Annotated in this window: 12 protein-coding genes and 2 pseudogenes; 2 read left to right on the top strand and 12 right to left on the bottom strand. The window is 60.9% G+C overall.

Annotated features, from left to right (window positions below; all coding sequences use genetic code 11):
* The 6 genes and pseudogenes from ACKVEX_RS10795 to ACKVEX_RS10820 all read right to left on the bottom strand — a co-directional run.
* A partial coding sequence (locus tag ACKVEX_RS10795) for a helix-turn-helix domain-containing protein (RefSeq protein ID WP_473215739.1) occupies positions 1-303 on the bottom strand: 303 nt, incomplete at its 3' end.
* Between the two features lie 33 nt (positions 304-336).
* Positions 337-1179, bottom strand: a pseudogene (locus tag ACKVEX_RS10800) (IS5 family transposase); the annotation flags it as partial.
* 205 nt (positions 1180-1384) lie between these two features.
* Entirely contained in the window at positions 1385-2890 is a 1506-nt protein-coding gene (locus tag ACKVEX_RS10805; RefSeq protein ID WP_473215740.1) for an oligosaccharide flippase family protein, read from the bottom strand.
* Between the two features lie 122 nt (positions 2891-3012).
* Positions 3013-3996, bottom strand: a complete 984-nt coding sequence (locus ACKVEX_RS10810) for an IS5 family transposase (RefSeq protein WP_473215741.1) — start codon at positions 3994-3996, stop codon at positions 3013-3015.
* Between the two features lie 188 nt (positions 3997-4184).
* On the bottom strand, positions 4185-5021 hold the full coding sequence (locus tag ACKVEX_RS10815; RefSeq protein ID WP_473215742.1) for a Wzz/FepE/Etk N-terminal domain-containing protein: 837 nt from the start codon (positions 5019-5021) through the stop codon (positions 4185-4187).
* A gap of 270 nt (positions 5022-5291) precedes the next feature.
* Positions 5292-5441 (bottom strand): annotated as a pseudogene (locus ACKVEX_RS10820) (HVO_A0114 family putative DNA-binding protein); the annotation flags it as partial.
* 140 nt (positions 5442-5581) lie between these two features.
* Here ACKVEX_RS10820 and ACKVEX_RS10825 point away from each other — a divergent pair.
* Positions 5582-5860 carry a type II toxin-antitoxin system TacA family antitoxin gene (locus ACKVEX_RS10825; protein ID WP_473215743.1) on the top strand — a complete coding sequence of 93 codons (279 nt, stop codon included), beginning with the start codon at positions 5582-5584 and terminating at the stop codon, positions 5858-5860.
* Positions 5857-6363 (top strand): GNAT family N-acetyltransferase, encoded by a 507-nt coding sequence (locus tag ACKVEX_RS10830; protein ID WP_473215744.1) that lies wholly within the window; start codon positions 5857-5859, stop codon positions 6361-6363. Before ACKVEX_RS10825 ends, ACKVEX_RS10830 begins: the two co-directional genes overlap by 4 nt.
* 105 nt (positions 6364-6468) lie before the next feature.
* Here the strand turns inward: ACKVEX_RS10830 and ACKVEX_RS10835 are convergent, their stop codons facing one another.
* From ACKVEX_RS10835 to ACKVEX_RS10860, 6 genes are all read right to left on the bottom strand, one after another.
* Positions 6469-8118, bottom strand: a complete 1650-nt coding sequence (locus ACKVEX_RS10835) for a Fic family protein (RefSeq protein WP_473215745.1) — start codon at positions 8116-8118, stop codon at positions 6469-6471.
* A 3-nt stretch (positions 8119-8121) separates the two neighbouring features.
* A complete protein-coding gene (locus tag ACKVEX_RS10840; RefSeq protein ID WP_473215746.1) occupies positions 8122-10338 on the bottom strand; it encodes a lipopolysaccharide kinase InaA family protein in 2217 nt (738 codons plus the stop codon).
* Positions 10335-10760: a type II toxin-antitoxin system VapC family toxin gene (locus ACKVEX_RS10845; RefSeq protein WP_473215747.1), complete on the bottom strand. Its 426-nt coding sequence runs from the start codon at positions 10758-10760 to the stop codon at positions 10335-10337. Before ACKVEX_RS10845 ends, ACKVEX_RS10840 begins: the two co-directional genes overlap by 4 nt.
* Positions 10760-11011, bottom strand: coding sequence for a type II toxin-antitoxin system Phd/YefM family antitoxin (locus tag ACKVEX_RS10850; RefSeq protein WP_473215748.1), 252 nt, complete (start codon positions 11009-11011; stop codon positions 10760-10762). Before ACKVEX_RS10850 ends, ACKVEX_RS10845 begins: the two co-directional genes overlap by 1 nt.
* A gap of 137 nt (positions 11012-11148) precedes the next feature.
* Positions 11149-11574 (bottom strand): putative toxin-antitoxin system toxin component, PIN family, encoded by a 426-nt coding sequence (locus ACKVEX_RS10855; protein ID WP_473215749.1) that lies wholly within the window; start codon positions 11572-11574, stop codon positions 11149-11151.
* Positions 11571-11795 carry an AbrB/MazE/SpoVT family DNA-binding domain-containing protein gene (locus ACKVEX_RS10860; protein WP_473215750.1) on the bottom strand — a complete coding sequence of 75 codons (225 nt, stop codon included), beginning with the start codon at positions 11793-11795 and terminating at the stop codon, positions 11571-11573. The genes ACKVEX_RS10855 and ACKVEX_RS10860 overlap by 4 nt, the downstream gene beginning before the upstream one ends.
* Between the last annotated feature and the right edge of the window lie 107 nt (positions 11796-11902).

An 11902-nucleotide genomic window follows, 5' to 3' on the forward strand; every position in this document is an offset into this window, starting at 1 on the left:
GCGTGTCCACAACGCAAACTCGAACTTGAACTGCTGCGGCTCGGACAAGGTGATCGTGCGATACAACCAGTCCAGCGCCTTGCCATCGAGCTTCGGCTTCGGCCCTGGCACCGGCTTGGCGCGCAGCGCATCGAGCCCACCTTCTCGGTAGTGGGTCAGCCATTCGTAAATGCGCGGACGCGAAAAACCCAGCGCCTGAATGACCACCTCCGGAGACTCGCCCGCTTCGACCCGTTGTACGGCCCGAATCCGAATCTCCTCCATCGCCTCGTGCGATATGGAACGACCGTCTCTTTTGCTCATGCGTCATTATCGCATGCCTATTCAGAGTTATGTACGGCAACCCACGTACTTCTTAGTAAGGGTGCCTTTGCGCTGGATCTGATTACGGTAACCCTTGTCCTTGAGCCAGTCTTCACGCCCCTTGGACGTGTAGCCCCGGTCCGCATAGACGTCTCGGCTCGTGTTCAGTGTGTAGAACACGTTCTCGAAGTGCTGGCTGTCGTGGGTGCTGGCCGTGCCTGTCTCGATCTTGTGGATGACCTTGTACTTCTTGTCGACGTTGATCGAGAGCTTGTAGCCGAAGTGGTTCTTGCCGTGCTTCTGCGTCCAGGTCGCATCCGTGTCCTTCTGGCGCCGCTTGGCTGGCTTCCAGCCAGCCGGCATCGCACCTTCCTTGACGAGCTTGTTCTCTTCACGGCTGTTGCGTTGCTCGGGTGCGGGCACCAGCGTCGCATCGACGATCTGACCGCCACGGGCGATGAAGCCGTGCTTGAGCAGTTGGGCCGTGACACCGCCGAACAGTACCTTCGCGCCGGCTTCGCCGATACGGTTCTCGAATGTCCAAACGGTGGTTCGATCCGGGATATTACTCACGTTGGCCAGACCGCAGAAGCGCTTGTAGCTCATGCGGTCGAGCAGCTGATATTCCAACTGTTCATCCGAGAGGTTGTAAAGCCGCTTCAACACCAGAATACGTACCATCGTCTCTGTGGGATACGGCGGACGACCGCCTTGCGGACTCACCGGACGCGGCGCCACCCGATCCACTTCCGCCGCCAACGCCGCGAAGTCGATATACGACTCGATCTCGGCCAGCGGATCTCCAAGCGTGTCGATCTTCTTGCGATGATGTTCATCGGCGAACAGGTCGGTTTTGATGGCGGTGCGCTTCTTCACGGCTGGCGGCAGAGAACGAAATCAAGACAATCGAATTTTACCAATCACAGAGGTGCCGAGGTTTTTCGAGGCGCCCTCTATCGAGTCTTGCCGCAGTCGACATCCATCACCAAGTGCACGGCCATCAAGACGGACCTTTAGGCTGCCTTCGCCATTTTGCAGCGGAACTCACTCAGCACCTTGCATGAATCGTGCTGGCGTCGTCTTACTTCTGGGGTCTTGAAATGGCTGAACGCACAATATCAGAATAGCTTTTGCTAAAAAGGAGGTTGGGATAAAGCGTGAACGAGGCGTAACAGATAATAAGAATTAGTCCTAACATCACCGTTCCCTGGAAGGCACTGAGTTCCAACATGCGCAAAACGGCATAACCTAAAAGCGCAACTCCCGAACTGAAAATCAAAAATCGCAGCGAATCGACGAGAATGCTGCTCCATAGTTGTATGGGGAGTTGAAGTATGTGCATCGCTCCTTGAATGCTTATTGTAAAATGAATAAATATTGAAATGGTTACGAGAAAAGCGACGCCTTCGAGGCCAAAACGCGAGCCTATAACCGCAGACGTTATGACAAGTACCGCATAGATAAATTGAATTAAGCTTCGACTTTTCAGATAGCCCATAGCTTTGAAAACTGGGTCCGCTGCCTTGTATGCGGCACGCGCGGGCAGCGAGAGCGCAAGTATTTGTAGTGGAAGGATCATTCCCGCCCATGCTTCTCCTAGCAAGAATGTGACCAACGGATCTGCGAATATACAAACGGAAACAGCAATCGGAGTCGTAACTATAAAAAGTGACTTCACAGACAGCAGGAAGGGTTCGGACAGTTTACCAACTTCGGATTGCCGCTTGGAAAATATAGGGTATAAAATATTGCTTAATACACCAGCCGTCTGTGTGGCCGGCGCGACAATTATCTGGAATATGCGGCCGTAATAGCCTAGTGCCTCGGCACCTAGAAACTTACCGACTATTAAGTTATCGATTTGGGTTGCAGCGTAGTTTAGAATTCTTGCGACGCTAAACCAGAATCCGAAATAGAACATTCGTAGAAAGGCCTGATTATCCCAGGGTGCAATTACGTCATAAGGCGTAAGTGCTCGTAACAACGCTGACCGAGTGAATTGCTGCACGACAGCGCCAACTATTACGGCGACTCCGCCGAATCCATTTACAGCCATTGGGATTGCTGTCAATACATAGCCTAGGATTAAGGCGAAAAAATCAAGCTGAGCAACTTTGGTAAAAAGGTGCTTACGGTATGCAAGTGCCTCAAATACAGACCCATAGGCACGCGCGATGAAGGTTGCGCCGCCTAATACAATCAAAGTACCAAGTTCTGGCATGTTCATCATATCGGCGATGCGAGCGGAATTAGCATAAAGTAGTGCATAAATCAGCGTCGCAACACCTACCGAAAAGTACAATGCAGTCGCAATAAATGGTTTGCGAATTCTTTTCCTTTGAATTAAAGCCTGAGCGAGGCCAAGTTCTGTAAATATATGGGAAAAAGCGATGATGGCAAGTGTTGCCGTGACAACACCATATTCCTCCGCGCCGATATACCTGGCCACGATTAGCACGGAAAACGCTTGCGCTACAAGGCTTAGGAGCCCAAATGCTGTGCCGATACCTACTATTCGCGTAAGCTTCACTGGTGTTGGATTGGTTGCTTGAAATAATACTAAGGAAGCACTGAACAAACGAGGCACGACATGGCCAATGCGGCCGGAGTGGCCGAATGCGTCAGCGGTTCACCGCGAAGTGCCGTTCTAGGCGTTCGAATCGGCTCGATCATGCAGGACTTCACCGAAGACTCCTCATTTTCGGCCCTTCAGGACGCACCTTGGCTGTGGAGCGCTATGGGTCGCCGTCGCGCCATCACCAGATTGGCCAAGCCGAACAGCGAGAACAGTTGTGCGGTGTTCTTGGCCAGGCCCCGGTAGCGGGTCTTGCGATGACGAAACAGGTTCTTCACGACATGGAACGGATGCTCGACCTTCGCGCGGATGCGCGCCTTGGCCTGTTCGTACTGCTCGAGCAACCGGCCCAACCGATCCGTGCCCAGCACCTTGCGCTTGCCCGGGCGCATGGCCACGTGCCAGTTGATCTGCGAGCCTTTGTTCTCTTCACGCTTCTCCACGCCCTGATAGCCCGCGTCACCCAGTGCATCGGTCTCATCACCATGGAGCAGCGCATGCGCTTGGGTGACGTCCGAGACGTTGGCTGCGGTGCCCACGAGCGTATGGACCAGACCGGAGTCGGCATCGACACCAATGTGCGCCTTCATCCCGAAGTGCCACTGGTTGCCTTTCTTGGCCTGATGCATCTCGGGGTCTCGTGCCTGGTCCCGGTTCTTGGTCGAGGGCGGTGCGGCGATAATCGTCGCATCGACGATCGTGCCCTCGCGCATCATCAGACCCTTCTGCGCAAGATGGCCATTGATCGTCTCGAAGATCCTTCGGGTCAGTGCGTGGGTCTCGAGCAGGCGTCGGAACTTCAGCAGCGTGGTCGCATCGGGTGCGGACTCGCGCGCCAGATCAATACCGATGAAGCGGCGGATCGATTGACTGTCGTAGATCGCGTCCTCGATCCCCTCGTCCGACAGTCCGAAGCACTGCTGTGCCACGTAAATGCGCAGCATGCGTTCGCGACCGATCTGTGGACGACCCCGGCCTTCGCCCTTCGGGTAGAACGGTTCGAGTTCAGCCACCAGCGCCGACCAAGGCGCCACTGTCTCGATCTCGCCCAGAAACCAGTCGCGGCGTGTCAGTTTCTTCTTCGCACAGTGCTTAGGATCGGAACAGCTCGATTGCATAGGGTGTCTCAGTGTCGATCTGCTGATGCTATTATCCCAGATCGCACCCGGCCACAGGACAGTGCGCTCGGAATAAATCAGCGCTTCCTTAAACATGGGCGACTCGATTTGCTCTGAATGCGCGCGCGAAGCGAGTGTGTCGCCAGTTCAGTATGCGCGAGCCAATTCTAGCCGGAGCGCCATGTTGATTACGCTCTGGCAGCGCCTCTGGACTTTGCAGCAAACTCGGCCACAAACGCCAGCATGACGCCACCCATCACCCCGAGCACTGCGGACAAGGCCAGGATGAGTGCCTTCTTCGGTTTCGACGGCTTCGCTGGAGCCGTGATTTTCCCGAGCAACTCGGTCGGTCGTGTTTGCGGCGGTAGAAGTTTCTGGGCGAGTGCAGGTTGCTCCGAATCGAGTGCGCGGATCAAAGTCGATATCCGGCTGAGTTCCATCATCATGAACGATGCTTGCACGGCATCCTGCTGGCTGAGTCGCTCCATCAACTGGCTGGCATTCTCATACTGCTTCTGCAATGAGGCCCCCTGAAGGTCGAGATTCGCCAAACGTTCCGTCAGCAGCGTCATGTTGCGCTGGTAGATGTCACTGTGGTTCGCCTTGATCTCCTCCATGACTTCGGTCAGTAATCTGGCCGCGTCTTCCGGGTGATCCCCCTCGGCGACGAGTTCGATCGTGGTGGCAACACCTCGCTGGGCGGCTGCCTTGGTCAGGAACGGACGAGGGCGTTTGACGCCGGTCGCCACGTCCTCCCCATGCAGCGCGATCAGCCGCGATGACAGTTCGTCGGCATTCTCGATCTGCTGCGAAACCACCTGGCCGATTCGCAGTTTGACGCTTGCTTCATAGACGGGTGCCTGCAGATAGGCAAAGGCGGCTCCACCAACTACGCACAGCACGAAGAACAACACAATCAGCGCCTTGCGTTTGACCAGGATGTCCCACAGCTCGATGAGACTGATTTCGTCGTCGGGGTAGGCTTGATTGACGGATTGTGCGATCGACATCGGCTGTTGCGGCATTCGGGAAAACCCGAATTATGTCATTTCGACGAGCGTCCGGGTTTGGTTTGTACCCAAGATAGTGCTTTTCACGCCGCGCTGGACGGGTTGCGCCCCGATATCCAGATTTTCAAGCGTGGCCTGATGCCTTCCGCCGGGTCGGGGCGCGTCAGCCCCTACCCGGCAGACAGTTCATCCGGCAAGCCGGAGATCAGTGTTTTCGGACACATGGCGTATCGCTCCGGGGGCAGCGATGGACCTCGCGTCGGTGTCGAATGCGAACCCGCGAGCTTACGCAGCCTCGAGCAGTGAGGCGTTTACCCGCACCAGCACGTCGTCCCACGGTACGAACACATGGCCGGCATCATCCTTTTCGACCAGGCCGTGTTCGATCAACTTCTGCACGTCGGCATGGACGTTCGAATAGTTGCGTGCAAGCGCCTTGGCGACGGCCTACTTCGATGAGCGTCCACGTCGGATCTGTGCGGAAATCGAGCGCAGCCAACATCGGGTATCGATTTAGTTTGTCAGTACGATATCCGGACGTTAAGATGGGGCTGTGTCACAATCTCGAGGTCGTCATGAGCGCCGTGAATCATTCAAAAACCGAACGTATCGATGTGCGGGCCAGCGGCACCGTCAAGCAGTTGCTGCAGGAGGCGGCGCGTGCGTGTCACAAGAACGTCAGCGAGTTCTTGCTGGATGCCGGGGTGACGGCAGCCAACCAGGCCTTGGCCGACCGTCGCCGTTTTGTCGTGAGCGAAGACCAATGGCAGGCCTTTCAGGAGGCGTTGGATCGCCCCGTTCAGGCCAAGCCGCGCCTGAAGAAGCTGCTCGGCGAGCCTGGAGTGCTGGATTGAGTGCAGCGTATGAGCCGGTCCGCAAGCTCTCGGCGGCGGACGCGGTCGAGCAGTTCGATTGTGGCCAGCCCGCGCTCGATCATTTTCTGCAGCGCTACGCCCTGCTCAATCAGAAAGCCAACAGCGCGCAAACCTACGTCTGCTGCCTGCGCGGCGAGGTGGTGGGCTTTTATAGTCTGGCGGTCGGAAGCGTCGATCCGGACGATGCGCCGACGCGGGTCATGAAGGGTCTGGCGCGACATCCCGTACGGGTCATGATTCTGGCGCGGCTCGCGGTCGATCGGAATCATCAGGGCAGGGGGCTTGGCAGAGCGCTGCTGAAGGATGCATTGCTACGTACCGTGCAGGCTGCCGACATTGCGGGTATTCGTTGGCTGTTGGTGCATGCCAAGGACGAGTCGGCGCGACAGTGGTATGCGTCGTGGGATTTCGAGCCGAGCCCGACCGATCCCTATCATCTGTTTTTGATGCTCAAGGATCTGAAGGGGGCGCTGAGCGGTTGAAGGCAATCTGAGACACTGATTTCGCCTGGTGTCGGAAATGAGTGTGCTTGTATGGGCCGGAATACACTGCGCTGCCGCTTTGCCGGCACAAGGCCGGCCCACCGCCTACTCCGCCTCGAACGCGCGGGCGATTTCGGCTTCCAGCAGGCTGACCTCTTCGTCGCTGAGCGCGGCGAGTTCGTTTCTCCGGCGCCGGGCGGGGAGCTTCATGCCGTTCTGGATGACCCACATGATCAGATCGCGCGCGCGGTTTTGCGGCATGTCGAGGTGTTGGGCAATCGAAGTGAGCGCACGATCGTGGCACTGGAGGTAGCGCACTTCCTGCGGCAGGACATCGGTGACGGTGTGTGCCACGCAGGCATAGAGGAATTCCGCCAGGTGGGTGTAATCGCCGTAGCGATACAGGTCGGCGGTGTCGTTGCGCACGACGACGTTGCGCTGTGCGTCGGGCGTCCAGTCGATGAAGGGCATGAGCCGGCTGCTGTGCGTGCGCAGGGCTTCGCGGTAATCATCGATGCGATCGAGCATGACAGCTGACACGGGGAACACGAGTCCGGTTGGGGCGAATGAACGCTCTGCGAGCAGGTGGTGGATGAGTGCGCGATGCAGCCGACCGTTGCCGTCTTCGAACGGATGGATGAAGACGAAACCGAAGGCGATCAGGGTGGCATGGATGATCGGGTCGATGCCGCTTGTACCAAGCATGCGGTGAGTGTCGAGCAGGCCGGCGAGGAGTTCGGGCAGGTCGGGCGCGCGTGCACCGATGAATTCCGGGACGGGGTCGCCGAAGCGGTCGCGGTCGCCGAGGAAAACGCCCTGTGTGCGCAATCCTTTGGCGACGAAACGATCGCCCTGGATGAGTGCGTCATGCATGCGGAGCATTTCGTCGATCGACAGGGCGCGCTGGCCCGCTTGCTGGATCACATGGGCCCAGCGTTCGATGCGGTTGCGAGCCGGGCGTTCGCCCTCGATGGCGAACGAGGCGCGGCTGTCGGCCAGCACCAGAAAACTCGCCGCGCGCCGCCAGACATCCTGCGCGGTGCGTCCCATGGTGCGTTTGGCTTGCTGATCGAGCGCCTGTCCGACGAAGGCGTCGAGCACCGGCGTGCGACGCACGAGCGGACAGAAGGCAGCGTTGCCGGGCAGGTTGTTCAGAATCTTGTGGCGCGCCTCGCGCAACCAACTGGAAGGCTGGCCGACGAAATACTTCTCGGCATCCAGCAGCGGGATGTAGTGCACGCTGCGGGCAAGATCGGGAAGAGGTAGTGTCTGTCCGGTCAGCCACTCGTACAGAAACCACAGGCGCCGGGCGCTCTGTCCAGCCGGATTGCGACCGACGATCCCTGCGACCGCATCCGCACCGAGTCGTTTGAAGACCCGGGAAAGGATAAGCAGGTCTAGTGTTTCGTGCTTGAGTGCGAACGCCAGGTGGCCGGCCGGGTCGTCATCAGGGCGGTAGCGTCGATCGAAGACGCGGATCCCTTTCTCCGTGCGTACGCTGCCGCGCACATGACTATCCAGCACTGCGCACTCGACCTCCAGCGGTGCCTCCAAGCCCAGCCCGCGCAGCAGCGCCGCGTAGCCGACCCAACTCCGCGAGGCGTCGAGCGCAAGGGCGTGCGTGTCGAAGTGGGGGGGTAAAGGCTGGGGCATGGGTGGAGCGGGCTTGACCCCGTCGAAAAGAATGCGTTGATGTCGAATTATCTCCGCTTTTTGCCGGCCATGTCGAAAAACACGCGCAAGCGCTGCCTGCACGCCTCAGTTCTTCAGCGCCTTGTAGATCCGCGTCCTGCGCAACTTTCGTTTGAGCCAGGTCTTGAAGTCATAGATCTTCAGTGGCAGCAGCGTCATGAACCCCGGCTTGCGATTCAGCCCGCCCAGATACAGCGTCAGGAATCGCCTGCGCCCTTCCGGGTGGAGCTTGTGGCAGGCGCGGCTGAGGTCGGACAGGCGCTGGCGCAGCGGCAGTCCGCGCGTCTGGAAGCGGGCGCGGGCGGTGTCGATCAGCGAGAAGGCGAGGGCGCTGGAATCAGTGCGGGTGACGAGCAGGTTGCCGCCGGACAGGTCGCGGAAGAAGCAGCCGCGGCCGTGCAGTTTCAGCAGGAAGTCGGCCAGCGCGACGTAGGCGGTGTCGGCGGCGATGCCGGCATGTTCGGGTTCGCCGCGGGCGTAGGCGTCGAAGAGCTCGCGCACCGACAGCTGGCCTTCGACGTACTCGCACACATACCAGTTGCGGGTGATGTCGTCGCCGTTGCGCTGTTCGAACCACGCGACCGGCGGCGCAGTGGCGAGGCCGCGGCGCAGCAGTTCGCAGGCACCGTTCCAGCTGCGTCGGGCCTTGGACGGCTTGAAGCGGTCCAGCAGCTTCTTGTGCAGATGGTGCTTGACCGGTTGCTTGACGACCAGCCTGGCGCCGGATGTGCGGGGGTCGTCGACGGTCCAGATCGCGTTGCGCGCGTGGCGCAGGGAGCGGGTGCGGTCCGGTGCGCCGATGCGGTCGGGGTGCAGCGCCTCGACCAGCGCGTCCGCCTCGACGGGGCTGGCGGCGAGCACCATGCCGTGCCAGTCGGCATCGCGGTAATAGAAATGTTCGAGGGGGCCGTGACGGTGGATGCTGAGGCCGGGCAGCGGTGCGGCGCCTGGTCTGACGCGCACGGTGCGTTCGATCGGCCAGCGCAGCAGCGTCGGGGATTCGGTGAATAGCGTCGGGGCGTGGTTTAGCGTGTGCCCGTCGCGGGTGATGTGCCGGGCGGCATCCAGGTCGGCATCGTCGTACAGGTCGCATGCGGCTGCGGCGCGCGCGTTGATCGTCCACACGACATGGATGCGTTGGGTGGTGTCGGCGAAGCTGTGGGCCTCCAGGCCCTGGCCATCGTTGAGGCGACCCTCGTAGGTGCAGCCCGGGATCAGCCGGTTGAACGCGGCCATCGCGTCGAAGGCGGGGCGGGCGCGGAAGGCGCCCTGCGTGCCGGTGACTTCGGCATAGTGGGTGATGCGCTCGAGTGCGGGATAGGGGTAAGGGCCGTCGTCGATCAGGCCTTCGCGATGGCACACCAGCGGGCCCCAGCAGGCGCGTTCCAAGGCGCCGGAGGCGGCGCACAGCACCATGTAGCGGGCGAGGTAGTCGGCCTGTTTCTGCTCGCTGTCCGGCAGCAGGCGTTCGATGCGGGGCAGCGTCCAGAACGCGGCCGGGGACATCAGCCGGGGCACGCCCGCGTCGGCGCCGAGGCGTGCGATCAGGCGGGCCTTCCTGATCAGGTTGACCCGGATGAGCCCTGCGAGCCGCGGGCCGAGGATCTTGTGGTCCCAGCGCTCGGGTTCTGTGGCGCGTTCGGCGAACAGGTTGTCGGTGTGGATGTCGGGCAGCAGCTTCTGGTCGCGCAGCAGCGCGAGGATGCCGACGGTCCACGGCGGTTCGAAGTCGGTGATGCTGGGGCCGGCCAGGATGAGGCCGCGCCGGCGTATCTCGTCGTGCGCGATCCGCCATGCGGCCACAAAGCCGGCCAGCGTGTAACCCGCCCAGCGCCTGCGGTTGATCGTGGAGCAGACCTCGACCAGCTCGACCCGGTCGCCGAAGCGGTCGAGCGTGTCGACGACGAAGCGCTGCCATTCGGCACGGGCGGCTGCGTCGGGCATGCTGCGGGCGGCGTCGAACGGCTGCAGCAGATGCAGCATCACGGTGAAGCCCTCGGCGCACAGCGCATCCAGAAAGCGCGCGACCGACCCGTCGCCATCGCCGTAGGTATAGTCGAGCCGGACCTGCATCACGCCGAGCGCGCGCAGATGCGCGATGACCTGCCGGTCGGTGCCGGGATCCGCATTGGTCGCCACACCGACGCCGGCGAAATCGGATGGCACGGTGTGGCCGGCCGGCGGAAGATGGCCGCCGGGAATGAACAGACGTCCGCGGACCAGCGCGGACAGGTTGGCGGTGATGAAACGGCGCGTCAGCGGGTCGGGCAGGCCGAAGCTCATACCAGCAGCACCGCGACGCCATGCCCACTGGCTGCGGCGGCGAGCGTCTCATCCGCGGTGCACAGCAGCCGACCCTGACGGGCGCAGAGGGCCAGGTGCAGCGCATCGCCCGCGCGCAGGGCCGCACGGTAATCGTCGAGCCACACCCGCGCGCGCAGGAAATCCGCTGGCGTGGCTGCATCGGTGATCAGACGGGCCGTGGCGAACGCGTCGAAGCGCCCCAGGCCCTCGGCATGCAGCGCTTCGGACAGGTCCCCGCGCCGGGCCATGATGCCCGCGGCGCTGGCGAACTCGGTGCGCGTCCAGTGACTGATCGCTATCGGTTCGGTACCGGCGCGCTCGAGCCACTCGAGCGCCGCGTCGGTTCCGGCGTCGCGAAAGAACAGCGACAGCAGCAGGCAGGTGTCCGCGTAGCGAACCATCAATAACGCTCGCCGTCGCGCAGTGCGCGCACGACCTCCGCGGCGGGATGCGGCTGCGGTTCCTGCGCGAGCAGGAATTCGCGCAGGTCGGCCACCAGATGTGCCACATCGCTGAGCGGCACTTCGCGCTCGGGCACGATGCGGGCCACCGGGCGGCCGCGGCGCGTGATGACGATTTCCTCGCCCTCGACGACCTGGTCTATGACGGCGGAGAGGTGGGCCTTTGTTTCGGCAAGGGTCAGGGTTCGCATGGGCTCGGTATTCAAGGCTAGATGACCATGTGACTATAGCACGGTGATCGCGATGGGAGACGACGCGTGTTCGACTACCCACCGCGGACGATTTGCATCGACCAGGACGGCGACGACGGCCCGCAGTTCTCCGGGTTTCACTGGCCCTGGAGCCAGTCGGCAAATTCGGTCAGCGTGAGGATGGGGATGTGAAACTGCGCTTTGACAGCTTGAAGGTCGCCGTCGCCGCTGACCAGCGCATCGGCGTTGGCAGCGGCCGCGAGCGCCAGAAAGATGATGTCGTCGGCGTCGCGGATGCGTGGCAATCCGTCTGGTGCGCTTTCGATCTTGACGGTTTCGACGTACGGCAGGAATTCGGCCAGCAGCGTCTGCTGCTCGTCGCGAGTCAGCGCGAACTTCGGGTAGGCGAGGACTCTCAGGAGTTCACTGACCGTTGCATGACTGGCCAGGGCGGTGAAGCGCCCGGCCTGCCAGGCTTCACGTAGCCAGGCGAACCTGCCCCGCGAGAAGATCAGGGCCGAAACCAGGCAGTTGGTATCGAGAACGACGCGTGGTGCGTTCATCCGCGCTTTTTGGCCCAGGCGATGGCGTCGCCGACATCGTCCTCGGTAATCCCCAGTTCTTCCAGCTTCGTCCGCACGGCGTCGGCCTGCTGAAGCCGCACCGGCGTCAGGATGATCTTGCCGTTCTGTGCCGTGACGTCGTAGTAGTCCGCGTCTCCCGTCATCTGCACGACCGCCTTGGGCAAGGTGATCTGGTTCTTGCTCGTCCGCTTGGCCAGCATGGCTGACTCCGAAAGTAAGGAAGTAAGGATGAAAATTTTAGGTGATTTCCTTTTCATTGAAAATCATGAATACACTCGTGAAGCCAAAGTGTTTTGTCTGTAGAACA

This window comes from Denitraticella aggregata, assembly GCF_048158365.1.
In the GTDB taxonomy this organism is placed as follows: Bacteria; Pseudomonadota; Gammaproteobacteria; order Burkholderiales; family Rhodocyclaceae; genus Azoarcus_F.

Bases quoted from the DNA above. Each gene is read 5' to 3' on its own strand.
- ACKVEX_RS10810 (WP_473215741.1), bottom strand. From the start codon at position 3,996: ATGCAATCGAGCTGTTCCGATCCTAAGCACTGTGCGAAGAAGAAACTG.
- ACKVEX_RS10815 (WP_473215742.1), bottom strand. From the start codon at position 5,021: ATGCCGCAACAGCCGATGTCGATCGCACAATCCGTCAATCAAGCCTAC.
- ACKVEX_RS10825 (WP_473215743.1), top strand. From the start codon at position 5,582: ATGAGCGCCGTGAATCATTCAAAAACCGAACGTATCGATGTGCGGGCC.
- ACKVEX_RS10840 (WP_473215746.1), bottom strand. From the start codon at position 10,338: ATGAGCTTCGGCCTGCCCGACCCGCTGACGCGCCGTTTCATCACCGCC.
- ACKVEX_RS10845 (WP_473215747.1), bottom strand. From the start codon at position 10,760: ATGGTTCGCTACGCGGACACCTGCCTGCTGCTGTCGCTGTTCTTTCGC.
- ACKVEX_RS10850 (WP_473215748.1), bottom strand. From the start codon at position 11,011: ATGCGAACCCTGACCCTTGCCGAAACAAAGGCCCACCTCTCCGCCGTC.
- ACKVEX_RS10855 (WP_473215749.1), bottom strand. From the start codon at position 11,574: ATGAACGCACCACGCGTCGTTCTCGATACCAACTGCCTGGTTTCGGCC.
- ACKVEX_RS10860 (WP_473215750.1), bottom strand. From the start codon at position 11,795: ATGCTGGCCAAGCGGACGAGCAAGAACCAGATCACCTTGCCCAAGGCG.